The organism is Nostoc sp. (assembly GCF_036919675.1).
In the GTDB taxonomy this organism is placed as follows: Bacteria; Cyanobacteriota; Cyanobacteriia; order Cyanobacteriales; family Nostocaceae; genus Nostoc.
This window is the reverse complement of sequence record NZ_JBALCP010000022.1, coordinates 71,759-96,984: the sequence shown is the minus strand read 5'-3', so window position 1 is coordinate 96,984 and position 25,226 is coordinate 71,759. Positions and strand designations below refer to the sequence as shown.

Genomic DNA, 25,226 nt, shown 5'->3' with positions numbered 1-25,226 from the left:
ATATTTACAGCCCTTGTCGAGAAACTAGCTTTTCAAAGTGGGCTTGGGTTTGATGGAGTAATTGCTGGCGACTATCTACCAGTGTTTGCTTCAGGGTTGGAACAAGATTGCGAGCTTGCAGAGTCATATGAAGTTGCAGGTTGGCGACATATTCACTGAAATCTTGATTCACTTCATCTGCGCCCGCATTTGTTAATAAATTTGATTCCATTGCCACTGTGTTCTCCTGTGTTAATCCTGTGCTGTCTCTCTTCAATAACCAAAAACTATCACGTTGTTTGGACTAACTTATGAATTTGCAATGAAGTTTAACGCTTTTTAGGGATAGCGATCGCTGTAGGGTTTTCATCTGCCCATTAAAATCTCAAACCAACACCACCTTGTACGGCGATCGCTGTACCACCGCTGTCACGATAGGCATCAAAAGCAATGATGGCGTTGCCAAAAAGCACAGTATTGCTATTTGGGATCATATAATCAATGCCCGGTTGTAAAGCAAAGCTAATTTTGTCGCCCACAGGAGAAGAACCACCACCACCAGCCAACACTAACCCAGCACCCAGGTAGGCATCAGCTTGCCAGTTAAGGGGGAAATCGTAAGAAACCGTTGGTACAACTGCCGTATTATTACCAATTAACACTTGGGCACGGAGTGAAATTGGCGCTTCCAAAAGCTTGTAGCGTCCCGCGATAACCCCCCCGAATTGGATACCATCAGTAAAACCAATACTGGGGCCTATACCGATATAGCTACCATAGGCTACCTGAGCTTGTGCTGGTTTAGGACTCGCCAGACTCAAGACCAAGCCAGCCCCCAAAACTGAAACCAAATATGGAATATACTTCATAACCGAACTCCTCACACCATTTTGTTATTAGGCATTGGGCACTTGTACTGAGCATCTCGACTTCGCTTGATGGAGCCGACGTCGTTGGCGCAGGCTCTCCAAGAGTTGTATTGGGCATTGGGGATTGGGTAAAACTCATCGCTCCCCTAGCTCCTCCTGCTCCCCCTGCCCCTCTGCTCCCCTGCCCCCTCCATTCTACGGGCAACGGGGATGAATGCCTCCTTGAGTACAAATGTACGCTAATTGCTTGGCATCTAAATTTTTGGCTTGAGAAAAATCAACGCCTTGGACTACGGCAGATACTGAGCCTAAATCTGGGGTTTGGACAAATTGATCTGCTGGATCTTGTTTGCTAGGGGCGAGAATTGCCCCCTTAAAATCTGCTCCTGCTACATTTGCCCCTCGTAAATCTGCAAGACTCAAGTCGGCATTTTGCAAGTTGACGTTTTCCATCTGGGCAGAGCGCAAAACAGCACCAGCCAGACGTGTGGCGCTCAGGTTAGCATTGCTGAGATTAGCACGATCCAAATAGGCTCCTGATAAATCTGCCCCTTGCCAATCAGTGTTAGTTAAGTTGGCAAAGGATAATTGTGTTCCGATAGCAGTGACGCGACCTAAACGCGCAGCGTACAGATTGGCTTCGTTCAATTTAGCGTCGCCTAAATCTGCTCCAGTCAAGCTGGCTTTTTCCAAAACTGCGTTTCGCAGATCGGCTCCTACTAGTTGGGTGCTGTTGAGTTTAGCGTCAAATAGACGCGCGTTGGATAAGTTGGCTCTGTTGAGAGTGGCGCGGCTCAAATCGATCCGGTTCATCAAGACACGACTGAGGTTAGCATCAGTAAGATTGGCTTGCTGCAACTGAGCTTGGCTTAAATCAGCTATCACATCGTCGTAAGTATCCCAGCGTCCATCCTCACCCGCACTCCGGAAGCGGCTACCCTTCAAACTGGCTTGGTTAAGATTTGCAGATTTTAACTTAACTCCTGATAAATCAACGTTGTCTAGTACCAAGTTGAAGAAGGAACTTCCCGGAGTACCGCTTTGACCTAATTGGGTGCTACTAAGGTCAACGCCCTCGATTTTACCGCTGTAAACAGAGAGAATCTTATTGATTGTCCGCTGGTTTCTTTGTAGCCGCCCTTGCCGCAATTCCCGCTCTTGGGTTGCAGTACTACCCACAGACTCTAGTTTACCCACCAAAAACAGATTCTTATTTTTTAGTTCCGGGATGGCTTTGGGCCCGACAGTTGTCAAAGCTTGTTGAATCGTATCCACGAGGCTGGGGTTGGTTTCGCTAACTAAGAGATCCGCCAGAAATTTAATGGATTGTGGGTCATTAAGACCACCCATAGCCAGAATTGCACTTTGGCGTTGCTCGTTAGTCGCCCCAGAGTTGGGACTCAATTGTTTAACGAGTTCGAGGAACTGTTGGCTGTTGATTTGCTTAGTTGCTCGCTGGGATTGTTGAATTTGGATATAGACTTGAGTACCGATTAAAGTTGCCAACACAGCAGTCATGCTTGTAAGCCCTACCCCAAACAAAGTCAGATTAGGATTTTGCTGGATCTGCCGCCACAGATTAGGTGACTGGTTGGTTTGGTCTGCTGCTAATTCTTCATTTCCCTCTTGCCATTCTTCTGCTTGATCATTGCCGCCAGCAGACTGAGCTTGTCTGTTGTTAGCTAAGAGTGAGGATGGCAAGGGGCGAGCCGCATCTATTGTATAAGTGCCTGCAAGTTGATCATGTAGTGCGCGACGCCCCCGACGCGATGGTAAGCCTATCCCTTCACCCACAATCATTAACAAAGACAAAAATATGAATAATCCTAAATTAGGAAAAGCAAAGCTGTAGCGCCACAGCAGATAGGCGATGGAAATGGGTACAGTCCAACGCCCAACTCCTTCTCTAATTACAACTGCCCCCAATCCGGGTGGCTTGCCTTGCTCGTTGACAACCCGCACTTTTAACCAACGTTTAGGAATTGTGCTACCAGTCTTAGCCAGTAAATACAATTGCCACCACGAGAGAGTTACAGGCGCTAACAGGGCGATTGTCCACAAAATATTAGTCGGCCATGCTACGTTACGGATGCCATAGCTCACAGGCAGAGCCAGGGGTCTAGCGATCGCTCTTTCGGTGACTACCAGTATGGGGTTAAGCGGCACTCGATTAAAATCGCTTCTAGAATTGGCATAGACACCAATGCCGAAGGGAATCAACCCACTGGTAACTACTAGTGTGATTTCAGCCGCCCAAGCAGCAAAACGCCTACTTGATAGCAACAGCGAATTGGCTCTTTCCGGTTTTTTTGACTGACCAGATTGATTACTTCTGTTGACAATTGGTGTCGTCATCGCATAATTCCCTTTGACATTATTTCTACGCCGCGATCGGCACAAGTAAAATAGACTAAGCTAATCAGCAAAAAGAAAAGCATATTGAAATAGAATTTAGGAGTCATAAGTCAGAAGCGTTTTGTATTCTGGCTCCTGACTCTCATAACTCCAGGCAGAGTGCAAAGTAAATGCATATCAACATCAATTATTGCTTACCTTGAAAGCTACTAGACGCAAAAAATTTGTATCCAACATACACTAACACTGCCAAAAATGCCAGACTAATTACAGATGCAACTAGTTTAAACACTGCTTGCAGCATCGCCAAGCCTACTAGCACCGTCACACCCGAAACTACCAGCTTTTTCGCCCCAGATAAGCTGTTGAACCAAATCTGAAATCGCTCCAGTTGCAAGTTCAAGTTGGCAAAAACAGACTGACGTATCTGTTTTTGTTCTTGTGGTTGGGGAACCACTTTAGGCGAAGAATTAATCTCTGCCTCTAGCTTATCGAGGCGACGCTGCAAGTCTTCTTCTCTTTGAGGATTCATCAATTTTTTCTACCTCAGCTAGGTCACTTAATTCGACAGCAAACCAATCAAATTCTATTTTTGGTGCTTGTCTTAGTGATTTTAGCTAATGTCTGTGTGTGCAATGCCTTTGTGACGGTTAAAAATTATGATGATTTATGGAAGATTAACGTGTTACGGATTGAAGTGCGAAATGTCCGGTGAAATCTTTTGGTGCAAAAGCGCCACGGAACATAGATAATTTGCACGATTGATGGTCTCTACACCCATCAATCTTCACAAACAATCCTTAAGTGAATGGTATTGCTTTATACGACAGTTTTTGGAACCTAGACGGATTGCTGTCGTCTATTAAATCAGACTATATAACATTGCTCTAGAAAAAATCTGGAGCATTAATTAAAATGAAAACGCTTAGGCTACTTACAATTATTCCCACAGCTTTGGCGATCAGTTTGGTTTTCACTGAGGCTAATTTGGCACAGACACCAACAATCCAAATTAATCGGAATCTCCAATCAGATCCACTGATTTTGAACGGAAAGTCTGGGGGAACAGTCAAAAGTAATTGTGGCAATATTACCACTGAACCTAATGAAGTGATCCAGGTTACAGAGTCACTACCTTATTTGCGATTAACAGTAGAGAGTCAAGGCAAGCCAACGCTGTTGCTCAACGGGCCTGGGGGGCGCTTTTGTGTAATGGCAGATAGCTACTCTGGAGGCAAGTCAGAAGTTTCTGGTTACTGGCAGGCAGGAAAATACTCGCTGTATGTGGGCGAATTATCCAAGCAACAGTATAGCTACACCCTCTCAATCTCGCAAAAAACAAAATAAATAGTCATTTGTCCTTTACTAATGACTCATCACTAGTGAGCAACAAGCTTTGACTAATCTTCCAGTGATTGGGCTGGAATTTCGACAGCAGTGACATCAATTGTGCCTTGTGGTGCAAAGCGCTGGAAATGACTGTTTTGTACTAACAGCGACTCTCCACAGTTAGGACATTGCAACTGACTGTTATTTAAACCTGTAAATTCATATTCACAGACGGGACATTGGTCAGCAACCAAGTTGCGTTGCAGCCACCAACGAAAGCCAAAAAAAGCCACAATGGGTGCCAACAACAGCAACCCGAAAATAATTAGTAACGAATTAACCAACCAACCCAAGCCCACTGATGCCAGCAACCAAATAACTGCCAGTAGGGTGAGCCAAGGGCGGAGATTTAAAAGATTCAATTGAAATGACTTAAAGCTCATTTTTTAAATGTCGTCCTGCTGCTATACAAAACTTGACCAAACTTTTTCAGAGCTAGTCATTCAACTAAAGTAAACTTTAGAGGGTCTGCTTCTTGTTTCAACCAAGGGAGTCAGCTCCTTCTTGTCCACAAGCGTAAATTCGGGTGTAGCCCACCCTACCTTTATCTTATTTTAACGAGTATTTTCTTGAAGCTTTTAGCCATTGTTCATCCATTATTTTCAGCACATTTAACAAACTGTGGACAACAGGTTTGACCTTTTTACAGGCTTGCCAGTTTTGAATCGACCGTGGTTTACAAACCAGAAAATAAAAACCCTTGGTTTTCGGGATTAATTTGAGTATACAGGTACAAAAAGCGAAATAACTGAAATTGAAGCAAGTTTGATAAAATTTTTGGCTATTTAGTTTTATTTTCCCCCCTCTAGGATAGCGATTTTAGTCATAAGTCATTTGGACTTAAATGGATCTATTACTGAGTATAAAAGCATTTTTTGCAAGTGCTGTTGGAAGGCATCTATACCAAACAGAGCGATCGCTTGTTCTCGCAGCCACTCTCGATCACAGCGCTGGTCATCCCCTTGAAGCATTTCTATACAAGCCGCTGCTACAGCATCAGGACTGCGGTGTGGTACTCGCCATCCCAGTTTACCATCTTGTAAGGGGTCAGCGGAGCCATCGTCGTCACCGGATAATACAGGTACTCCACAAGCCATTGCCTCCAGATAAACAATGCCAAAGCCTTCTTGCGAAGGCATAATGTAGGCATCAGCAAGGCAGTAATGTTCCATTAATTCTTCTGTAGCAACGAAACCAGCAAACACGACGCGATCACTCACACCTAAATTTTTTGCAAGTTTAGCTAATCGCGGTTGGTCATCACCGCGACCAATTACCAAATATTTCACTTCTGGGAAAACCTGAGCGATTTCTGGTAATGCCCGAATCGTTACATCTACACCCTTGTAAATATCCCCTGACCATAACCGCGCGACTGTCATTAATACCTTAGCACCAGTTAAGCTATACTTCTGGACTAGTTCTGGCTGCTTGCAACCAGGAGTAAATTTATCCCCATCAATTGCACAAGGCATCATCTCTACCATTTTGGGGTTTAGAGCATTAGCAAGACAAGCGCGATCGCGGCTGTAGCGACTAATTGTCCAAATTCTATTTGCTGATGTCAGGGCGTGACGTTCTTGATTTTTCAGTGGTTCCCAGACTTCTTTGCCGTAAGTTAGTACGGTGTAAGGAATCCCCAAGGGCTGGCAAAGAGTTTGTACTAATACTGCTAAGTTAATATGACCGCAGAAAACTTGCTGCGGTCGGCTTTGCAACAGACACTTAAGTAAAGCTGCTGCCATTTGCAGTTTCCCCAAATAAGGAGACTGATTTTTAAAGTAATGAAATTTTAAGTTCTCGTCTTCAAACGGATTTAAGCTATCAGGACTATCTCGCAGCAAAAAGACTTCCGCCTTGTAAACTTGGCTAAATCTCAGATAGGCGCGAAAAATATCTTTTATATATGATTGAATACCACCTTCGTGGGCAAAAATTTCTAAAAACACGAAGACATGGTTAGTCTTTTTGTTAACTTTATCACCTAACTTTAGGTTTTCTGTCACTGGAGTGATCTGCATGTTAGATTATTTACACTCGCGGTAAAGGCGCGATCGCACCGCTTTGTAACCGCTCTAAATCTGTTTTTACCATTTTTTCTAAAAGTTCTTCAAAGCTCACTTGGGGTTCCCAGCCGAGGTTTATTTTAGCTTTACTGCGGTTAGCTACTAAGTTAAAATGCTCGTCTTTTCGCAATAAGCTGGTATTTTGGACTACATGATGCGTCCAATCCAATCCGACAGACTCAAAGGCTGTGGCAACTAAATCTCTAACACTGTGCAGTTTACCAGTGCCAATCACATATTCTTCTGGCTGATCAACTTGCAACATTAACCACATTGCTTTTACGTAATCTCCGGCAAATCCCCAATCGCGTTTGGCATCTAGATTACCCATTTCTAAAGTGTCAGTTAAACCCATTTTAATCGATGCAGCTGCCAAAGAAACTTTACGCGTGACAAACTGAGGTGGCCGTAGAGGGGACTCATGGTTATATAAAATTCCACTACAGGCAAATAGTCCATAGCGCTGTCTGTGATGCACCATCGTCCAGTGGGCGTGCATCTTGGCCGCAGCATAAGGATTTTTGGGACGAAAAGGAGTTTCCTCATCTTGAGGCGAAATAAATACATCGCCAAACATTTCCGAACTGCTGGCTTGATAAAACCTGGTAGACAAACCAACCTGTCGTACTGCTTCCAAAAGCCTGGTAGCCGTACCAGTTATCAGATCCAGGGTTGCCAACGGGTCCTTCCAAGAGTCGGGTACAAAACTGGGAGCCGCCAAATTGTAAATTTCTTGGGGACGCAGCTGTTCAACTGCGGTCAACAGCGCCGCATTATCTCTCAAGTCAACCGTAAAAATTTCTACCTGATTTGCCAGTATTCCCAGTTTTGTCAAATTAGGTTGTCGATGCGGGGGTACTAATCCTACAACTCGGTAACCTCGGTTGAGAAGCAAATGGCTGAGATAGTAGCCATCTTGACCAGTTATTCCTGTAATTAGGGCTGTCTTTGTCATATGTCCCCTATCTCCTCTATCTCTATGAAGCACTAAATTGCACTTGTTAGAGAACAAAAATTAAGACTCTCAACACTGCTGACAAATCTTAACAAGGGAGCTAGTGTAACTCGAATGCTATCTTTACTGTATTCATTAATTCTTTTTATACAACAATATTCTTTGAGGCTTTACAAAAAAATCATAATTACTAAGCAATTTCACGTAAAAAACATATTACCCCAATTCACATCACATATTCTTGAAAAAGAAGTACACTTTTATCAATCAAATAACTACATATTTGAGCAGAGAGTCCTTCTGCTGATGCTTCTGTTTTGAAGTGAGTGGCTCAACTTTGGGCAAAATCTCCGTACCCCTACGTAGATATTTCTCCGCACAACAGTGACCAGAGCAGAAGTTCTGTTTGTCTTACTCCTAAATATAATCAAGCTACGCGCAGCATTTCCAAGAGTTGACTAGTACTGGTCGGTGTCAGTTTGCCTACCTTGAACAAGGGAATTTTGCCCCAAGTATTGTCAATTGAGATGGTAGGTGAATTAACGCGCCCGATGCTGGTACTCCTTCCCCAAAACCAAAAATTGGCATCGGAAGTATTCTACCTTCCTTTAGCCTTGACTGCTTCACTTTTACTTTTGTGCTTCTACAGAGTATTTGACGATCAGGAGGCAATTTCTACCATCTGCACCACGTTCGTATACAACACGGTCAGCCAACCGCCGCAGGAGAAACCATCCATACCCGCCTACTTGCAGAGTCCCTGGGGCTGGTTCTGCGATCGCATCAGGATTGAAAGGTTTTCCATAATCCCAAATTCTAATCTCTAGTCGGTCAATCCACAGATAAACCTTAATCTCAATCGTTGTTTCCGGGGGTAAAGCATGATGAGCGTGACGAACAGCGTTGGTAAAGCCTTCTGCTAATGCTAAATTGAGGCGATCAAGTTGGGTTTTTGACCAGCCAAGTTGAGACAAATGTTGCAGACAAAATTGCTCGAACCATTCTTGCACCTGGTTTAGGAGACTGAGTTCGCTCTTAACCGTCAGATGGTCTTGCTGCACTATACTAAGCATTAACTGTGACTTAAGTACAAGTAAACCCAAGTTGCTAGTTATCAAATTTTGCCAATAGCGCAAAATTTCTCTGATATAGAAAAATCTCAATTGAGATATAGATATTTTGTGTACCAAAATACAAAACATCAACTATTTTGGCACTTCCAGGATTATAACTAGCAACTTACGTTAAGTAAGTGAAAAATGTTTGTATTTGGTGACTTTTGGTGATTTTAGATTTTGGAATAGCTTTTCAATCCAAAACTGAAAATCCCAAATGCAAGCTGGACTTTTAAAAAAGAATCCAGAACTCAGGAATCTTTTCGTGAAGAATTTAGAACCGCCACTAAATTCTCTTACACCAAATTTTCAATTTGGCGTCGTGTTTCACCGTTTATTCAGGAGTCCTTCAATCCCCGTAGGGCTACGGTTGACGCTGAAAGACTCGAAAAGGATGCGCTATCCCCCAGACTACTTGCTACAACTTTAGTAATATGAGCAAAGCAGTCGTTCCCCTTGGGTGATGACACGTTGGCGCAGCCTCCAAGAGTTGAGGTTGGGCTAATGAATTGTTTATTGTTAAAATTAACGCCTGTAAATTTATTTCAAAAGCACATCTGCATATGCTCTTGAAACTCACAGGCGTCAAAGCACTTTGTGGTGACTAATTTAGAATAGTCCCAAGGTCAAAGATTTATCCAATGGCAAGGCAGCACCAATACCCAGCCACAGGGTGACAAGGGTACCAAAGAGGAATACTGTGGTTGCAACTGGACGGCGGAAAGGGTTTTGGAACTTATTGACGTTCTCAATAAAGGGAACGAGGATTAGCCCCACTGGTACCGAACCCATTGCTAACACTCCTAAAAGTTTGTTAGGAAGCGATCGCAAAATTTGGAAGACTGGGTACAAGTACCACTCTGGCAAAATTTCCAATGGTGTGGCGAAAGGATTTGCTGGTTCACCGGTCATAGCGGGATCTAGCACAGCTAGAGCCACAATTGCAGCGAACGAACCCATGATCACGATTGGAAATACGTAAAGTAGGTCATTAGGCCAAGCGGGTTCACCATAGTAGTTGTGACCCATGCCTCTAGCGAGTTTGGCTCTTAACTGAGGATCGCTCAGGTCAGGTTTTTTTTGTGTTGACATTTTGAAATGTGCTCTCCTGCTTAAGTTAAATTAAAGCATTTGTGAAAGCTATCAGCTACTAGGCAACCCTAACAGGCGGTAAACAGCGTTTCGTTTGTCTATCTTCGGTCAGCCGCCTGGAGGGTTTCTACAGCTTTAGGCTTCAGATACAAGTGTTTGTTTTTGGAACTTATGTGCAATTAATTTCTTGTGTTTCATAAGTTTAGAACAAACAACTTGATCTGAAAACTGATAAATGTTGCCTTTCGCTAATAGCTGAGATTACAAAGGACCGGAAATGCCTTGCTTGCGGATCATCAAGAAGTGAAACAGCATGAAGACTGCAATCAACCAAGGCAGCACAAAGGTGTGGGCGCTGTAGTAACGAGTTAGTGTTGCTTGACCAACACTCGAACCGCCGCGCAGCAGGTCGGAGATCAAAACGCCAACCACAGGAATTGCTTCTGGTACGCCGCTAACGATTTTCACAGCCCAGTAGCCAACTTGGTCCCAAGGTAAGGAATAGCCTGTTACTCCAAAGGAAACTGTAATCACAGCCAGGATGACGCCACTTATCCAGGTCAGTTCGCGGGGCTTTTTGAAACCACCAGTCAGGTAAACCCGGAAGGTGTGCAAAATCATCATCAATACCATCATGCTGGCAGACCAGCGATGGATGGAGCGAATGAGCCAACCGAAGTTCACTTCATTCATGATGTACTCTACTGAAGAAAAAGCTTCAGCAACTGTTGGCCTGTAGTAGAACGTCATGGCAAATCCAGTGGCAAACTGGATGAGAAAGCAAACCAAGGTAATTCCACCCAGGCAGTAAAAGATATTGACGTGGGGAGGGACGTACTTGCTAGTGACGTCTTCGGCGAGTGCCTGAATTTCCAGGCGTTCCTCAAACCAGTCGTAAACATTGGCCATACAATCTCAAGTCCCTAAGAATCGGTTGCGGTTGATAAATCCCGAAGTTCTAAATCGGCGACCAAAGTTCCGATAGACCCAAGCCTCGGCATCCTGCGGATTCGCCTTTAGGCTTTCCTGTTCCCCATTGGCGATAGCGTCTTTGCTGGAGTTGTCGTTACCGAGGAGTAGGGTAGCAGCAAAATTGTCGTCTACGGACTTCTCAGAAGCCGCCGCTCAGACTTCTCTCCCAATTAGCAATTTTGGGATTTTAGTAAAGGAGAGTTTTTTTGTTTGCTTGTCAGCTTTCAGCGTGCTAAGAGTCTTCAGAAACTTTACACTCTGTAAAGAAGGAATATATTGCGATCTCTTTACGCCCCTGCACAGAAAAAGGTGGACACAAAGTAGATTTTATCCTTTGGTGAGTGAATACAACGCATCAGTTGAATGAACAACTTGATGAGAGAAATGCACCACTTCTATAAAAAAAGTAACATAATCGAGAGATAGATTTCATCAACAACAGGGCAAGTGAGCATTTCTAGGCAATTTGGGTTGAGGTGGAATTGATAATGGGGTTCATGAACAAACAAGTCTTTCGGGTTGGATTTTCATTGTTAATGGCGTTTTGGCTGGCGTTTGGTACGCTCACCCAGCCAGTGATGGCTTTGACGACGGAACAAAAGCTGGTTTCCGAAGTTTGGCGAATTGTTAATCGCACTTATCTAGATGAGACGTTTAATCATCAAAACTGGGCGGCAGTCCGGCAAAAGGCTCTAGAGAAGCCGCTGTCGGACTCAAATGCCAGTTATGCGGCAATTGGGAGGATGCTCCAGAGCCTCGACGATCCTTTTACTCGCTTTTTAGATCCGGAACAGTACCGCAGCTTACAGGTCAATACTTCTGGGGAACTGACTGGGGTAGGATTGCAAATTGCCCTAAATGTTAAGACTGGGAAGTTAGAAGTAGTGGCTCCTATAGCAGGTTCACCAGCAGATAAAGCGGGGATTAGACCACGCGATCGCATTCTCAAAATTGAAGGCGTCTCCACAGAAAATCTCACCCTTGATGAAGCAGCGACCAGAATGCGTGGACCGAGTGGCAGCCTTGTCACTCTCCTGATCGAACGGGACAAAGAGCCAGAAACAGAAATTAGACTTATACGCGATCGCATTGCTCTTAACCCTGTGGTTTCCGAATTGCGTGTTTCCACTGAGGGTACACCCATTGGCTACCTTCGCCTCACTCAATTCAATGCCAACGCCTCAACGGAATTGGCACACGCTATTTCTAGTCTAGAAAAAAAAGGCGCTGCTGCCTACATTCTCGATTTGCGAAATAATCCTGGGGGACTATTGCAATCAGGAATTGAAATCGCCCGTCTGTGGTTAGACTCTGGCACTATTGTCTACACTGTTAACCGACAAGGAATTCAAGGTAGTTTTGAAGCGTCTGGATCAGCCCTGACAAACGCTCCTCTGGTTATTTTGGTAAATCAAGGAAGTGCCAGTGCTAGTGAGATTCTCGCCGGCGCACTGCAAGATAACCGTCGTGCTCAGTTGGTAGGTGAAACCACCTTTGGCAAGGGACTAATTCAATCCTTATTTGAATTGTCAGATGGCTCGGGCTTGGCAGTCACAATTGCTAAGTACGAAACTCCTCAACACCGGGATATTAATAAACTAGGTATTAAGCCAGATAAAGTGATTTCCCAAGACCCAATTAACCGCGAACAGATTGGCACCCCAGAGGATCTGCAATATCAAGCAGCGGTGGAACTTTTGGTTGAAAACTCGGTTGTGGCGGGAAAGGCGTAAAAAGTTAGAAGTTAGGAGTTAGGAGTTACTTAGGAGGTTGCCTTATTCCTAGTCTCTAACTGGGAAGCGTAAAGAGTTAGGAATTAGGAGTTACTTAGGAGGGTACCTTGAAAATCTTTTATTTTTGCGATCGCTCCGCTCCTCCCATCAATAATTTCACCCTTAACTTGTTAACTTCTCCTCTACCCATTCTGAAAATCACCCTCAAAACCAGAGTCTTCCCAGCACATGCAACAGCTTTTTGTGCTGAACTTGCTTTTTCTCAGTAACTATGAGATATTTTGTCTGAGATTGAAAATCCTGTATTACTATCGGATTACTGTAAATTACTGTTAGGTAGCAGGGTGTACAACTTTTTGACATGAATTTAAGTTTTTTCAGAAAGTATCGACTATTGTTTTTTATCATAATTTTCTTTGAGCTTTTTTTCAGTAGTACAGTAATTGCTGCCAACTTAAAATTATATTTTGCTGCTCAAAACTCTGGGTCAGTACAATTAGCAAATCCTCAAGCTATTACGATCGCAGATCAACAAGTATCTGTAGATAAATTACTAAAATTGATCCAGCAGCGATTGCTAATTGCACATGATGTAGCCCGGTGGAAATGGAATCACAAACGTCCTATTGAGGATCTAAAGCGCGAACAAGAGTTACTATTAAAGGTTAGGCAACAAGCAACAACCCATAATTTAGAACCCGATACAGTTGCAGCATTTTTTCAAGCACAAATAGAAGCAGGAAAACTCATCCAAAGAGTTGATTTTCAAAACTGGCAAAAGCAAGGCATTAAATCTTTTCCTAACGTGCCAGACTTAAACCAGAAATTGCGACCATCGTTAGATAAATTAAACACAGAATTTGTCTTTGCCTTAACAGAACTGACTCCTGTTCTACGTTGTCCGCAGATACGGGAATTAATTCTGTCACGTTCCCAGGTGATTATTCAGGGAGATGGTATTGATCAGCGAGTGCAGAGCCTAGCAATTTCACCCCTACTGCAATTTCAAAATGCTTCTTGCAAAATTGGTAACTTCCGTTGAGCGCGCTAGAGACATACCTAATGCCAATTATGTATGAAGATGCGCCAAATTATGGGTTTCTGCTGTCAGGTCGTCCGTTTTTTAAGGTCATCAAGGTACTATCCAGCCTTTCTTTTCAGCCTTTGAAATTATCCATCCGATTAAACTCTCTGGGCTAACTGCTGCACAAAGGCTTGATGTTCAACAGAATTCACCCCTGCTTGCAATACGCTTAACACCTGTTGCATATCACCCGCCAGCAAGGCAGATTGATCTAACCAAAATCCTGGAAAAAGTTGACTTTGAATCACACCTGCCTGATTGGGGTGCAGATTTATATACACTTTATAATCTTTGTCGGCACGGGAGAAAGTTCGTAGCTGCTGATATTTTTCAGGCGATCGCACGCCATATTTATGGAATCAAAATGACTGGGATTTTTCCTGTTCTTGGGCATCCAGTCAGGTGTTTTCTAAAGAAATTGCAACTTGAGCGCAAAGTAAGTTGAGCAGTTCGACGCGATCGCTGGTAAATGCTCCAGTTGCTAAATTGTTTTCTAAGTACAACACGCCCAGCAACTTACCTTGATGCAAAATCGGGCTACACAAGACACTCTTGGGCTGCTGTTGCTGAATGTAAGGGTCATTGATTAATTGTGGATGCACCGTGGCATCAATAATCACTGCTGGTTGTAAGCTGCGTTTGACGGTATTAATTAAGCTAACTGGCACATCAACAGAGTCTTCAACAGGCTCTGGATTGAGCAACATTGGGTAAAAATTGATGTGGGTAATTCCCTTGTTCTGTAGAAAGGAAAGCTGTGCTGACGCCTGAATCAGTAAACGACCTGACTCCAAAAGCATGAACACACACTTATCAGCTCCCGCATTTTCAATGACAATATGCAGCAATACTGAGAGCAGTTTTTCCAGTTCGATTTTGCCAGAAAGGGTTTGGGAAACTTTGAGAATGGTAGCTAAATCCAAAGCAACAGAGACGTTGCTACTACTAGAAGTTGCAGAACTGGTAGGGGTGACACTTTCCAATGTAAAGATAGTTTCGTTGGTTGAGAGGGGAGAACGGGTTTGCTGGAGGATGGGGGCGAGTAATTGGGGATAGCGTTTTTCCAGGTCGGCGACTTTGGCTTTAGCACCCCAGTGAGCATAGCCATAGTAGGCTTGGGTCATATAGTCTTGAGCAATCCGTTCTTTGCCCCAGTTGAAGTAAAATTTGGCGGCTAGTTCATTGGCAAGTGCTTCTTCTTGGATGTAGCCTTGTTCTTTAGCTCCTTTGATGGCGCGATCGTAATAGTCTATTGCTTCTGCCCGATTGCCTAAGACCCGATACCGCTCGGCTTCCACCAAATCAAATTTGTGTTGAAAATTCATTGGTGCATGGGCTGCCCAGTAGTTGAGTTTTTCTTGGTTGGCAGCGATGCATTCCTTTATCTGCTGCTGTTCTGGGGCTGAGAGTTGCTCAAACCATGCTAGTTGGGCTAAAGACTCATAGAAATGAAAAATGGGTACATATAAAAAAGCAAGGATAGCATCCAAATACTGTCTTGCCTGCCCAGCCTGTTCTACGGCTTGTTCAAACTCTGAAAACAGGTAGGACACAATCAGTTTGTTAATCCACAGCAATGCTAATCCGGTGCGATCGCCCGTTGCTTGATGTAATGGAAGTTGATGCTGTTCATTGTAGGCTGCACCGCTCAACACCACAACGTCATCCGCATCCCCGATTAAATTCAGCAGAATTTGTCGAATCAACTGGGAATAGGTCAGAGTTAGATTTTGCTTAAGATACTTGAGCGCTTCACAATATTCGGCAATTTCCGACTCTAGTTGCTTTAAATTCTGCCCTGTAAAATAGGAGTAAAAACCGTAGTTATACGCAGAGTAACCGGCGAAAGCCAGATCGCCCACGTCTAAACAACTACAATAGGCAATCTGTAAGGGGTGTAATGTCTCACGCAGGTGCATTTTGCAATGCCTTGTGTACATACAGACTAGTAATAAAGTTTTCCCCTTCAATTCTGAATTTTGATAACGTGATAGCAGATTCAGGGCTAACTGACCAAATTCATAACCTAGTTCAACCTTTCCCAACACACCACACATCAATATCCCATAAGAGGCATAGCTAAAGGTCGAGGTTGATTCATTGCCATACACGACGGACAGATAAACCTTTTTTAAAATCACCAGTAAATACAGCAGTGGCTCAAACAGATAAGCGCAGGGTGCTATCGATGTCAAAATTCGAGCCGCCGCCACGATGTTCGCATCCATTGCTTCGCTGAGGTTGAGTAACTCAGCAGGTAACCGCTCTCCAATCACATCTGAGACGTTACTAAAGGCATCCACCACGTCGTCCTGGGTAGGCGCTGCGGGTAGTTCTACTCCCAATTGCTTTAAGATGGCAAGGGCTGCGGCGATCGCTTGGGCAAACTGACCCTGAGCAGTTAATGCCTCAATCTTCACTTCATAAATACTGATTTGATCTAATGGAGTTTTGGCGTGGTTCAGGACAAGGCTGGCAAAGCCCGCCATCTGCTCTAAGTCACCGGCCAGATAGGCGGCTTCTGTGGCGACTTGATGGAGTGTTAGGGTCAACTCATACTGATGCTGCCAACTGTTTTGGGCGAGTAACCCAATGCCTACCTGGGCATATTTGTAGGCGGCAGTATAGGCGATCGCTGCTTTTGCCTTGCGGCTTGCCATCAGGTTGAACTGGGCGAGGGTTTGACGTTCTCCGGATTGGGCCAATTCAGCTGCAACGTTGAGTTGACTGACGATTTCAAAAATGCGTTCTTCCCGATTGTTTTCGGGGGTGTTACTAAGAAGTAACTGTCCAATCTTTAGGTGAACGGGTTGTTTTTCATCGGTGGGAATCAGGGAGTATGCTGCTTGCTGGACGCGATCGTGCAAGAATTTGTAAACACAGGTGTTAACCTTCTGTACTGATGTTTGGACTGGGGGAACTGATGGCTCGGTTTGATAAAACTTGTAAACCTGATTGGTTGGAATCACAAATCCTTCTTGCAATGCTCTCCACAAGTCCGAAGCGGTTTCTGTCTGCGACTTCTGATAAACGATCGCCAGCGTTGCTAAATCAAACTGATTGCCAATACAGGCTGCCAGTTTAAGTATCGCTTGCGTCTGGGTGGGCAACTTTTGCAGTTGAATTGCCATGAACTCTACGACATTATCCGTTAGGGCAAGCGATGTCTCTTGACTCGCCGCTGCGCCTCTGGGCACAAGTCCTAGATCAAACTGCCACAAACCTGTATGCCAATCAAAGGTAATTCCGCCGTCCTCATGTAATACCTTGAGAAACTGGGTTGTAAAAAAAGGATTCCCTTTGGCTTTTTGATAAACTAATCCAGTTAACGGCAGGGCAACTTCTGTTGAACAACTCAATGTATCGGCAATCAAACGATTCACATCTGTCTGACTCAAAGGAGCTAATGTAATGGTGCTGACCGTGGCTTTCTTCTCAATCTCTTCCAGGGTAAGCATCAACGGATGAGCCGCAAATACTTCGTTATCGCGGTATGCGCCAATAATTAACAGATAACCCCTCAAGGTTTCACCCATCAATAGCCTGATCAAATTCAGGGATGCTGAATCTGCCCACTGTAAATCGTCGAGGAACAACACCAACGGATGCTCTCTTGTGGTGAACACCTGAATAAACTTGACAAACAGCAAATTAAAGCGGTTCTGTGCAGCATTACCTGATAATTCTGGTGCAGGCGGTTGCTTGTGAATAATCTGTTCTAATTCTGGAATCACTTCGATCATCACCTGTCCACTCTCAGACATTGCAGACAGAATTTTGTTTCGCCAGTGCTCCAGTTGAGCATCGCTTTGACTGAGCAACTGTGCCATCAAGTCGCCAAAAGCTTGCACAAAAGCAGATAGGGGAATGTTGCGATTTAACTGGTCATACTTCCCTTTGATAAAGTACCCATTCCAGCGGACGATGGGCTTATGCACTTCATTTACCACAGCAGTTTTGCCAATGCCGGAGAAACCTGCCACCAGGATCAATTCTGATGCACCATTGGCAACCCGCCCAAATACCTCCAGCAAGGTTTTTACTTCCGGTTCCCGTCCGTAGAGTTTTTCTCTGATCACAAAGCGATCGCTATTATCGTGCTGTCCTAAATCAAACCAACTATGTTTGCCTGTTTGCCACCATTGTTCTAAGCAGGTCACTAAGTCATATTTTAGTCCCAGCGCACTCTGGTAGCGGTCTTCGGCGTTCTTCGCCATCAACTTGCAGATGATCTCTCCCAGCATCAAGGGCATTTCGGAGTTGAGATTACAGATAGAGTCAGGCTGTTTGGCGATATGGCAATGCACCAACTCCATCGGCTTATCGGACTCAAAGGGCAGTTGTCCACTCAGTAGTTCAAAGAAAGTCACACCTAATGAATAGAAGTCGCTGCGGTAGTCAATACCCCGGTTCATCCGTCCAGTTTGCTCTGGCGACAGATACGCCAGCGTTCCCTCCAGTCCGTTGGGACTTTGGATCTCTTGCGTTTCTCGTGGTAAAAGCGAGGCAATACTGAAGTCAATCAGCTTAATTTCTCTGGTGTCAGGATGAATCAGGATGTGGTCTGGCTTGATGTCTTTGTGAAGGATGTGCTGTTGATGTAACTCGTGTAAAGTGTCTATCAGTTGCAGAGCAATCGGGAGGAATCGCTTTAAAGTCAGTGATCGTCCTTGGCTAAATTCCCGCAGGGAAATGCCATTAAAGTCTTCCATGACTAGGGCGTAGCCGTTTTGATAGAGTTCCAAGCTGTAGGGTTTAATGATGCTGGGAATATCTAGGTTTTTGGCGATCGCATATTGGTTGCGAAACTGGACTAATTCGCTGAAACTGGGGTATTCTCGTTTTAAGAGCTTGATGATCACTGGTTGGCGATCGCATTTTCGTATTGCCCGATACACTTGAGTGCGAGAACTTGAATAAAGTCGCTCTCTGATTTGGTAGCCAGCGACCCTTACACTTCCATCAAGTTTTGCGCTCATAAATTTTTACGAGAATTCCTCTGTACTAAGGTTAGAATTCCCCAGAGAACATCTTTTTTAACTTATATTTTACACCAGTATCAACAACCCCCATACCAATTATCTATGAGGTTGCATAGAAAAGGAGATTTTGCCCCAAGTCTTACCAAGCCTGATTTTGTGCAGTTTCACAAACAATTGGTATAAGTCTTATAAGTTAACAAACGTTGGAAAATTTGCATTGAGGATTGGGAACTTAGGATAAGTCTTTGATACTTGTGAACAAGCGTTTGATACCAAGTCCGGGTAATTAGTTATAATTCTCACAGTCATTACACCCCATCCCTTAATCCCCTTCCCGCAAGCGGGGAGACGAAGCGTAGCTTTGGCGGGGTGTGGTTCTTCGGGTTTAATAAGTAATCAAGCGGACATGAGATGATACTCGTGAACGAGTCTTTGAACTCCATTAATGAGTCTTTGATACTCGTGAATGAGTCTTTGAACTCCGTGAACGAGTCTTTAAACTCCGTGAATGAGTCTTTGATACTCGTGAACGAGTCTTTAGGTGATTTCTGATGAAAAAAAATACCTATGTTAACGAGTTTCGACTTCGCTCAACTCTCGACCACTCAGTTGGTTGAGCGACTTGTGCCGAGTTTAGCCTGAGCGGCGTCGTTGGCGCAGCCTCTCGTAGAGAAGGGCGGAGCCGAGGTAAGTCGAAATCAATGGCTATGGTAAATTTATTACTAGAATTCACCTTAAGCTAGATAAATGTTAAATTAGGGGCTGTATCCGCAGCAAATCTGGTAAATCTAGAGAGGCGAGGTGTTGATAAGCTTGATTGATGACACGCTTGCCTCTGAGAAAGCCTGTATTAGCTCCGGGACAAATGTAGCTGAGAGTTTCTGGTGTAAAATCTTCTAATAATAACCGAAGACTGTTAATTTGTCGGGGCCAATGAAAGGTTTTTGCTGTCCGTAATGGTACTGCTTCACCCTTCTGATTAGGAACTAAATGACGCCCAGAAAACAATATACCTCCAAGCTCACTGTAGTATAGGCAAGATGAGCCGGGAGAATGACCTGGTGTCCAAATAACTTGGACTAGTGGATCAAGAGTAAATTCTTGCCTAAAGGTAGTTACGGTTAAGCCTGGTAATAAATAAGCTTCTTGTTCTTGAATCAGGACTTCGCAGCCAAAGGTTTGCTGAATTTCAGCGGTCTTGCCAATAGCGCCTCGATGGGTGAGAAATAACCAACGTACGCCTCCATGCGATCGCAAAAAATCTTGATTTGTTTGATCTAAAGCAGGGCAATCTATGAGGATATTGCCTTGATTTCTTACAATAAAATAAGACGTTCCCCCTAATGTGTCCCGATTGGGTGCAAAAGCAAAAATACTCTCCTGTGCGAAGTCCGATTGTAGAGAACTTCCGCTAGGAACTTTGTCAGGGAACACAGGCCGTGGTGGCTTAGTTGTATGACTTGGCACTTGAGGTAAAGGGCACATGATAAAAGAGGCGAAACTGAGGAGTTGTAGACAATCTGCTTACAGTGTGGAAGTTCTCAAGAATTGAAATTTAAGCGTTTAACTAGTACAGTACAACGTAAATTCAGCTACCATCTCAGATTAACTAGATTTGGGGCAAACCCTTGTTAAAGGTAGGCAAACTGACGCTACAGTGTACTAACACTGTTAACCGTTCGTAAATAAAATTTGGATTTGAGGTCTGCCTTGTAGTTAATGCTATGGTGCTGAAGCTACTGGTGGGGCGTTTTGTCAAAATTACTGAAGATAACATGGCATTTTGGTTTCTGTTTATCCTCTTACTGGGGCTAGCTACTTATCTAATGGTGCACCACAGTGTGGCTCACATCACCCGGACGCCAGTATGGTTGTTGTGGCTGATTTTAATGACACCAGCATTTCTATTGAGTGGATGGACGCTGGTGTACGGGGCGAAACAATCTCCGCCGCCAGCGCTGATCATCTCGTCGTTATTTGTCTGCACATTGTTGTATTGGACGTTGTTTCAATGGGGGCGTGGAGTGCCAAGAGATACACAAACCCAAGCCCAAGCCCAAGCCTCAGAATCACAGCCGACTATCCAGCCTACCGCAGAACCAATAGTGCGTCCCATTGAGCTAAAGGAAGAAACCCAACTGCGAAATTGTTTTCCTTGGTCTGTATACTACGTTCAAAATATTGAGTATCGACCACAAGCGGTGATTTGCCGGGGTCAGTTGCGAACTCAAGCCAGCAACGCCTACCAGCAGATTAAAACTAATATTGAAGCACAATTTGGCGATCGCTTCCTGCTGATTTTTCAAGAAGGTGTCAATGGAAAACCTTTCTTTGTGCTGGTTCCTAACACTCAAGCTGCTAAAGAGAGAAATACACCACGACGCGACCAGGAACGGTTAACTCGACCAGGATTAGCACTTTTACTGCTAGTAGCTACTTTCCTAACTACTACCTTGGTGGGAATCCAAAATGCTGGTGTTTCTCTTCCGCCTCTATGGGAAATTAGTTCTTTGTTTAAAGTTCTATTTAACCCAGATGTCCTATTCAAAGGATTACCCTATGCTTTAGGATTAATGACTATTTTGGGTGTTCACGAACTTGGGCATTATTTGACAGCTAAATTCTACAAGATTCGCTCGACATTGCCTTACTTTATTCCCATACCTTTGTTCTTGGGAACTTTTGGTGCATTTATTCAGATGCGTAGTCCCATTCCTAACCGCAAAGCTTTATTTGACATTAGTATCGCTGGTCCAATTGCAGGCTTTGTCGCGACTTTACCATTACTAATATGGGGGTTGGCTCATTCTGACGTGGTTTCCCTGACTGAAAAAACCCGACTTTTGAATCCTCATGCCCTTAATCCCAAGTATTCCATCTTACTAGCGCTACTCTCGAAGCTAGCCTTGGGTAGTCAGTTAACAGAAAAAGCAGCTCTTGACCTACATCCAGTGGCAGTGGCTGGTCTTCTAGGACTAATTGTCACGGCCTTAAATTTAATGCCTGTGGGACAATTAGATGGAGGTCACATTGTCCATGCAATGTTTGGGCAACGAACTGCGATCGTAATTGGTCAAATTGCTCGCTTGCTGTTGCTATTACTTTCTTTAGTTCAGAAAGAATTGTTGCTGTGGGCGATTATCTTATTATTTATGCCGTTGATTGATGAACCTGCACTGAATGATGTTACTGAATTGGATAATGGACGTGATATTTGGGGATTACTGGCAATGGCTTTATTGATTGTAATTGTTTTGCCACTACCGCAGGCGATCGCTAACTTTTTGCAAATTTAAAAAGGATCAACGCAAAAGAGAAATATATCTGATGTTTTTCCAAACTATGGTATAATCACAGTTTGAGATTTGGTGATTGAGATTATATACAATATTAAATAACAGCCCTCTTTTAAAAGTGCTTTTTGCAGTTTTGTCAGCAGAGGGTAAATAACAAATATATCCCTTGCCCCATTGCTCAATACTAGGGCTTACGCCCTGTACAAATTAAGTAATGGTATGCATTTCACAAATAGGTCGTTTCAGACTTTTATTAATTCTATAAAACGCAACACTAGGTACACACAAGTCTCATTAGCAATTTATGGTTTATCAAATAGCCCAATCAAACCTCACCCCGGTTGTGCTAGGCAAAACCTGTCCCTCTGCGTGAGTTCAAAGAGAGATGTCAGTTAGGACAGGGTGAGGTTTTATTTACCTTAATCTTGTAGAAAAGGACTTTTGGGTAATCAGATAACTTATGTGTACACCGCGTAGCTAGGGAAAAGGGGATTATTTCGTATTACAACTAACTTGATACTGAATTAGCCGTTTTGTCAGCTTTCGCAGCTGGTGGAAAGCCACCCATGCGAATCTCAGAAGTGAAGGAAGTGATACTAAATCCACCAAAACTCTTGAGGACATTTACCCGCATTCGCAAATTGGGACTAGCAAACCACACGCGCTCCTCTAACCACATGGTTTCATCTTCTGTAGTTAGGATCAAGGCACCATCACTGTCAAATTTATAGTGTCCGGCTATTGGGCTTTTATCACCATCAAGTATTTCCCGCAGTAACTTACCTTGCGCCGCATTATCTGCATCAGGTATCGAAACTAACACAGTTGAACCACTGTGTTTTGCTTGATCCTTTTCCATTGTGCCATTCCAGGTAATTTTGATCGCACAAGAGGCGGAACTAGGATTAATTTTGTCCTGTTGACATAGTTTGATCACTTCTGGATGATCTACTGCCAGCGTCTCAATGATGATGTCTGACTTGCTATTTTCAGATTGGTTAAAAGCCAAATGTTGACTAGTCCGATGAGAAAACCATTTGCCAGCGCTTAACTGAAAAAATTCTTCAATATTCATGAATGAAATTACCCTGCATCAAAATGCTAAAATTCCCACTTAATTATTATTAAAAGGTAGCAGGAGGCTTTAATATTAAGCTTGATTGTCTATTTCCTCAAGCTTCTTGAGGCCAATTCTGGCTGCCTCAGCAACGTTGAAATGATTGTCTTTTTCCAGGTATTTTAAAGCTGAGACACTCTTGGGAGTGGGAAGATTTCCCAAGGCTTCTGCCAAACGCTGCCTTACTATCCAATCATCTGATTGGGCGAAGCGCAGGATATTATCAACAGACTCAATATCTTTAATTTCTCCCAGTGCAGAAATTGCAGCTTGTTGCAACACAACTTCTTTGCTATCCAATGCTTGAAGAAGAACCTGATGGGCCCGAGGGTCTTTAATGTTACCTAGAGAAACGGCTGCACTAAAGCGTACTAGCCAATCAGTATCTTCATAAAACGCCCGTGAAAGCACCTCAAAGGCTCTGGCATCACCCAAATATCCTAAGGCCCCAGCGGCATCAGCGCGTATACCATAATCTGGGTCATTTTCGAGAATTCTCACCAAAATTGAATAACATTCTGGCGTCGGCTTGATTCCCAGAGCAAATATTGCCATCGATCGCAGTTGCAAAGATTCGTCCTCTAGTACCTTTTTAATCAAAGGAACTGCATCCTCAGCGGGAACATGACGCAGATTGGCAAGGGCTACCATGCGATCGCGTAAATTCGGACTTTCTAACTGAGTAGAAATTTCTTGTAAGCTTAGAGCTGCCATTTAGTTCAAAGCGTTTTCTTTACTTATCTTAATTTACCTGATCTGTTCATCAGGCTGTCACCATAGTGAAGTAGGAGTTTGGCGACTTTACAAAATGCCTCAATTATGAATGAAAAATAAACAAATGTTACTTCCCACGAAATCTTTTGAATTTAGCAGTCAGATTTAACACTTGATCGCCCTTTCAAAGCAATTTTAAGAATATATTTAGCAATATCCTGCTATTACTGAACCCGACGATTTGTAGAAGTCTAGTTCAAACTATATATATATACTAGGTTTGAGAACGGAGAGGGAGGGATTCGAACCCTCGTTAAGTTTCCCTAAACAGACTTTCCAGGTCTGCGCCTTAAACCGCTCGGCCACCTCTCCAGGTGCCACAAGTCCCGATTCTACTATAGAATCCCAGAAAATGCAAAGATAAAGAAAGATATTTTTAGGTTGAATCTGAAAGTCCCAATCCCAAAACGCAAATCCAGATGTCCCGTACATACACAATTAGAGTTCGCGATCGCGCCACTGGCAAAACATATACCCTACAAGTGCCAGAAGACCGCTACATCCTGCACACTGCTGAAAAACAAGGGGTGGAACTGCCGTTTTCCTGCCGCAACGGGGCTTGCACCACTTGTGCGGTGAGGGTGTTGTCGGGAGAAATTCACCAACCAGAGGCGATCGGATTGTCGCCAAATTTACGTCGGCAAGGTTATGCCTTGTTGTGTGTGAGTTACCCACGTTCTGACTTGGAGGTGGAGACACAAGACGAAGATGAAGTCTACGAACTCCAGTTTGGACGCTATTTTGCTAGGGGGAGAGTTAAAGCGGGTTTACCCTTAGATGAGGAATAAACAATTCAAAATCACCGTACCCCTACTCAAAAGCCAGCTAGCAAGAGCTGCGACCAGAGGAGAAGTTCTGATGCCTGTGCGTCTTGGTGACTGGGTGCGAAAAATAGCCATTTTGGCTTGCTTATTGCTTTTGGTGAGTTGCCAAGGTAAAAACCAGCTGGCAAACAATCAGGCTCAGGTGAAAGTAGCGCGGGTAGTTAGTGGGCAAAGTTTGGAAGTGTTAGGCATGGCTGAACAACCAAATTTGATTTCCCAAGTGCGGTTAGTTGGTATTGATGCACCAGATTTGCGACAGCGACCTTGGGGGGAAGAAGCAAAAGAACAGTTAGAGAATCTAATTGGTGGTGCAGAACAATCGGTAACCCTGGAGTTTGATTTAGAAGCAAAAGACAAAATCGGCCGAACTCTAGCTTATGTGTGGAAAAATAAGGTGTTGTTGAATGAAGAATTAGTCAAACAAGGGAATGCAATGTTTATTGGGCGATCGCCTAACCACAAATATGATCAACGTTTAGAACGTGCCCAACAATGGGCTAGACTTATGGGCCAAGGAATCTGGAACCCTGAAAAACCCATGCGCCTTACTCCCGCCGAGTTTCGCCGCCAAAATCTTTAAGGAGTGCTTAGTGATAATCCTAACCCCTGTACAGACGCGATTAA

Annotated in this window: 23 protein-coding genes and 1 tRNA gene; 8 read left to right on the top strand and 16 right to left on the bottom strand. The window is 43.9% G+C overall.

Annotated features, from left to right (window positions below; genetic code table 11):
* Positions 1 to 4 precede the first annotated feature (4 nt).
* The 4 genes from V7K49_RS02445 to V7K49_RS02430 form a co-directional block, all read right to left on the bottom strand.
* Positions 5 to 211, bottom strand: a complete 207-nt coding sequence (locus V7K49_RS02445; protein ID WP_298918420.1) for a hypothetical protein — start codon at positions 209 to 211, stop codon at positions 5 to 7.
* Positions 212 to 356: 145 nt separating this feature from the next.
* Positions 357 to 848, bottom strand: coding sequence for a hypothetical protein (locus V7K49_RS02440; RefSeq protein ID WP_334872425.1), 492 nt, complete (start codon positions 846 to 848; stop codon positions 357 to 359).
* Positions 849 to 1,043: 195 nt separating this feature from the next.
* Entirely contained in the window at positions 1,044 to 3,203 is a 2,160-nt protein-coding gene (locus tag V7K49_RS02435; RefSeq protein ID WP_335204380.1) for a pentapeptide repeat-containing protein, read from the bottom strand.
* Positions 3,204 to 3,390: 187 nt separating this feature from the next.
* On the bottom strand, positions 3,391 to 3,735 hold the full coding sequence (locus V7K49_RS02430; RefSeq protein WP_298918411.1) for a hypothetical protein: 345 nt from the start codon (positions 3,733 to 3,735) through the stop codon (positions 3,391 to 3,393).
* Positions 3,736 to 3,795: 60 nt separating this feature from the next.
* On the opposite strand from V7K49_RS02430, the gene V7K49_RS02425 reads away from it, so the two are divergent.
* Together V7K49_RS02425 and V7K49_RS02420 are read left to right on the top strand one after the other, a co-directional pair.
* Positions 3,796 to 3,918: a hypothetical protein gene (locus tag V7K49_RS02425; RefSeq protein ID WP_335204378.1), complete on the top strand. Its 123-nt coding sequence runs from the start codon at positions 3,796 to 3,798 to the stop codon at positions 3,916 to 3,918.
* Positions 3,919 to 4,118: 200 nt separating this feature from the next.
* Positions 4,119 to 4,550 (top strand): hypothetical protein, encoded by a 432-nt coding sequence (locus tag V7K49_RS02420; RefSeq protein WP_335204376.1) that lies wholly within the window; start codon positions 4,119 to 4,121, stop codon positions 4,548 to 4,550.
* Between the two features lie 53 nt (positions 4,551 to 4,603).
* Here the strand turns inward: V7K49_RS02420 and V7K49_RS02415 are convergent, their stop codons facing one another.
* The 6 genes from V7K49_RS02415 to petB form a co-directional block, all read right to left on the bottom strand.
* Positions 4,604 to 4,975, bottom strand: coding sequence for a hypothetical protein (locus V7K49_RS02415; protein WP_334872416.1), 372 nt, complete (start codon positions 4,973 to 4,975; stop codon positions 4,604 to 4,606).
* Between the two features lie 447 nt (positions 4,976 to 5,422).
* Positions 5,423 to 6,613 (bottom strand): glycosyltransferase, encoded by a 1,191-nt coding sequence (locus V7K49_RS02410; protein ID WP_335204375.1) that lies wholly within the window; start codon positions 6,611 to 6,613, stop codon positions 5,423 to 5,425.
* Between the two features lie 10 nt (positions 6,614 to 6,623).
* Positions 6,624 to 7,613, bottom strand: a complete 990-nt coding sequence (locus V7K49_RS02405; RefSeq protein WP_335204374.1) for a GDP-mannose 4,6-dehydratase — start codon at positions 7,611 to 7,613, stop codon at positions 6,624 to 6,626.
* A 629-nt stretch (positions 7,614 to 8,242) separates the two neighbouring features.
* Positions 8,243 to 8,686 (bottom strand): ATP-binding protein, encoded by a 444-nt coding sequence (locus tag V7K49_RS02400; RefSeq protein ID WP_273768440.1) that lies wholly within the window; start codon positions 8,684 to 8,686, stop codon positions 8,243 to 8,245.
* 651 nt (positions 8,687 to 9,337) lie between these two features.
* Positions 9,338 to 9,820: a cytochrome b6-f complex subunit IV gene (gene petD / locus V7K49_RS02395; protein WP_334722787.1), complete on the bottom strand. Its 483-nt coding sequence runs from the start codon at positions 9,818 to 9,820 to the stop codon at positions 9,338 to 9,340.
* Between the two features lie 261 nt (positions 9,821 to 10,081).
* Complete coding sequence (gene petB / locus V7K49_RS02390) at positions 10,082 to 10,729, bottom strand: cytochrome b6 (protein WP_334722788.1); 648 nt, start codon at positions 10,727 to 10,729, stop codon at positions 10,082 to 10,084.
* 551 nt (positions 10,730 to 11,280) lie between these two features.
* Here petB and ctpA point away from each other — a divergent pair.
* From ctpA to aroQ, 3 genes are all read left to right on the top strand, one after another.
* Entirely contained in the window at positions 11,281 to 12,525 is a 1,245-nt protein-coding gene (ctpA, locus tag V7K49_RS02385) for a carboxyl-terminal processing protease CtpA (protein WP_335072456.1), read from the top strand.
* A gap of 107 nt (positions 12,526 to 12,632) precedes the next feature.
* Entirely contained in the window at positions 12,633 to 12,794 is a 162-nt protein-coding gene (locus V7K49_RS02380; RefSeq protein ID WP_334872401.1) for a hypothetical protein, read from the top strand.
* Between the two features lie 92 nt (positions 12,795 to 12,886).
* Complete coding sequence (aroQ, locus tag V7K49_RS02375) at positions 12,887 to 13,567, top strand: gamma subclass chorismate mutase AroQ (RefSeq protein WP_335204373.1); 681 nt, start codon at positions 12,887 to 12,889, stop codon at positions 13,565 to 13,567.
* 140 nt (positions 13,568 to 13,707) lie between these two features.
* Here aroQ and V7K49_RS02370 read toward each other — a convergent pair whose 3' ends face one another.
* The 3 genes from V7K49_RS02370 to V7K49_RS02360 form a co-directional block, all read right to left on the bottom strand.
* Positions 13,708 to 13,953: a hypothetical protein gene (locus V7K49_RS02370; RefSeq protein WP_335204372.1), complete on the bottom strand. Its 246-nt coding sequence runs from the start codon at positions 13,951 to 13,953 to the stop codon at positions 13,708 to 13,710.
* A 54-nt stretch (positions 13,954 to 14,007) separates the two neighbouring features.
* Positions 14,008 to 18,588, bottom strand: coding sequence for an AAA family ATPase (locus V7K49_RS02365; protein WP_335204370.1), 4,581 nt, complete (start codon positions 18,586 to 18,588; stop codon positions 14,008 to 14,010).
* 753 nt (positions 18,589 to 19,341) lie between these two features.
* Positions 19,342 to 20,076, bottom strand: coding sequence for an MBL fold metallo-hydrolase (locus V7K49_RS02360; protein ID WP_335204369.1), 735 nt, complete (start codon positions 20,074 to 20,076; stop codon positions 19,342 to 19,344).
* Between the two features lie 290 nt (positions 20,077 to 20,366).
* On the opposite strand from V7K49_RS02360, the gene V7K49_RS02355 reads away from it, so the two are divergent.
* Positions 20,367 to 21,887, top strand: coding sequence for a site-2 protease family protein (locus V7K49_RS02355; RefSeq protein ID WP_335204432.1), 1,521 nt, complete (start codon positions 20,367 to 20,369; stop codon positions 21,885 to 21,887).
* A 508-nt stretch (positions 21,888 to 22,395) separates the two neighbouring features.
* Here V7K49_RS02355 and V7K49_RS02350 read toward each other — a convergent pair.
* From V7K49_RS02350 to V7K49_RS02340, 3 genes are all read right to left on the bottom strand, one after another.
* Positions 22,396 to 22,962: a phycobiliprotein lyase gene (locus V7K49_RS02350; RefSeq protein ID WP_335204368.1), complete on the bottom strand. Its 567-nt coding sequence runs from the start codon at positions 22,960 to 22,962 to the stop codon at positions 22,396 to 22,398.
* Between the two features lie 75 nt (positions 22,963 to 23,037).
* Positions 23,038 to 23,718 (bottom strand): HEAT repeat domain-containing protein, encoded by a 681-nt coding sequence (locus V7K49_RS02345; protein ID WP_334722794.1) that lies wholly within the window; start codon positions 23,716 to 23,718, stop codon positions 23,038 to 23,040.
* Positions 23,719 to 24,005: 287 nt separating this feature from the next.
* Positions 24,006 to 24,090: transfer RNA gene (locus V7K49_RS02340), tRNA-Ser, on the bottom strand.
* A 107-nt stretch (positions 24,091 to 24,197) separates the two neighbouring features.
* On the opposite strand from V7K49_RS02340, the gene V7K49_RS02335 reads away from it, so the two are divergent.
* Complete coding sequence (locus tag V7K49_RS02335; RefSeq protein WP_335204367.1) at positions 24,198 to 24,566, top strand: 2Fe-2S iron-sulfur cluster-binding protein; 369 nt, start codon at positions 24,198 to 24,200, stop codon at positions 24,564 to 24,566.
* Positions 24,567 to 24,636: 70 nt separating this feature from the next.
* Positions 24,637 to 25,182, top strand: coding sequence for a thermonuclease family protein (locus tag V7K49_RS02330; RefSeq protein WP_335204431.1), 546 nt, complete (start codon positions 24,637 to 24,639; stop codon positions 25,180 to 25,182).
* The last annotated feature ends 44 nt before the right edge of the window (positions 25,183 to 25,226 follow it).

Bases quoted from the DNA above. Each gene is read 5' to 3' on its own strand.
- V7K49_RS02435 (WP_335204380.1), bottom strand. From the start codon at position 3,203: ATGACGACACCAATTGTCAACAGAAGTAATCAATCTGGTCAGTCAAAA.
- V7K49_RS02430 (WP_298918411.1), bottom strand. From the start codon at position 3,735: ATGAATCCTCAAAGAGAAGAAGACTTGCAGCGTCGCCTCGATAAGCTA.
- V7K49_RS02335 (WP_335204367.1), top strand. From the start codon at position 24,198: ATGTCCCGTACATACACAATTAGAGTTCGCGATCGCGCCACTGGCAAA.
- V7K49_RS02350 (WP_335204368.1), bottom strand. From the start codon at position 22,962: ATGAATATTGAAGAATTTTTTCAGTTAAGCGCTGGCAAATGGTTTTCT.
- aroQ (WP_335204373.1), top strand. From the start codon at position 12,887: ATGAATTTAAGTTTTTTCAGAAAGTATCGACTATTGTTTTTTATCATA.
- V7K49_RS02355 (WP_335204432.1), top strand. From the start codon at position 20,367: ATGGCATTTTGGTTTCTGTTTATCCTCTTACTGGGGCTAGCTACTTAT.
- petB (WP_334722788.1), bottom strand. From the start codon at position 10,729: ATGGCCAATGTTTACGACTGGTTTGAGGAACGCCTGGAAATTCAGGCA.
- V7K49_RS02410 (WP_335204375.1), bottom strand. From the start codon at position 6,613: ATGCAGATCACTCCAGTGACAGAAAACCTAAAGTTAGGTGATAAAGTT.
- V7K49_RS02400 (WP_273768440.1), bottom strand. From the start codon at position 8,686: ATGCTTAGTATAGTGCAGCAAGACCATCTGACGGTTAAGAGCGAACTC.
- V7K49_RS02330 (WP_335204431.1), top strand. From the start codon at position 24,637: ATGCCTGTGCGTCTTGGTGACTGGGTGCGAAAAATAGCCATTTTGGCT.
- V7K49_RS02405 (WP_335204374.1), bottom strand. From the start codon at position 7,613: ATGACAAAGACAGCCCTAATTACAGGAATAACTGGTCAAGATGGCTAC.
- V7K49_RS02440 (WP_334872425.1), bottom strand. From the start codon at position 848: ATGAAGTATATTCCATATTTGGTTTCAGTTTTGGGGGCTGGCTTGGTC.
- V7K49_RS02360 (WP_335204369.1), bottom strand. From the start codon at position 20,076: ATGTGCCCTTTACCTCAAGTGCCAAGTCATACAACTAAGCCACCACGG.
- V7K49_RS02345 (WP_334722794.1), bottom strand. From the start codon at position 23,718: ATGGCAGCTCTAAGCTTACAAGAAATTTCTACTCAGTTAGAAAGTCCG.
- V7K49_RS02420 (WP_335204376.1), top strand. From the start codon at position 4,119: ATGAAAACGCTTAGGCTACTTACAATTATTCCCACAGCTTTGGCGATC.
- V7K49_RS02365 (WP_335204370.1), bottom strand. From the start codon at position 18,588: ATGAGCGCAAAACTTGATGGAAGTGTAAGGGTCGCTGGCTACCAAATC.
- ctpA (WP_335072456.1), top strand. From the start codon at position 11,281: ATGGGGTTCATGAACAAACAAGTCTTTCGGGTTGGATTTTCATTGTTA.
- petD (WP_334722787.1), bottom strand. From the start codon at position 9,820: ATGTCAACACAAAAAAAACCTGACCTGAGCGATCCTCAGTTAAGAGCC.
- V7K49_RS02445 (WP_298918420.1), bottom strand. From the start codon at position 211: ATGGAATCAAATTTATTAACAAATGCGGGCGCAGATGAAGTGAATCAA.
- V7K49_RS02415 (WP_334872416.1), bottom strand. From the start codon at position 4,975: ATGAGCTTTAAGTCATTTCAATTGAATCTTTTAAATCTCCGCCCTTGG.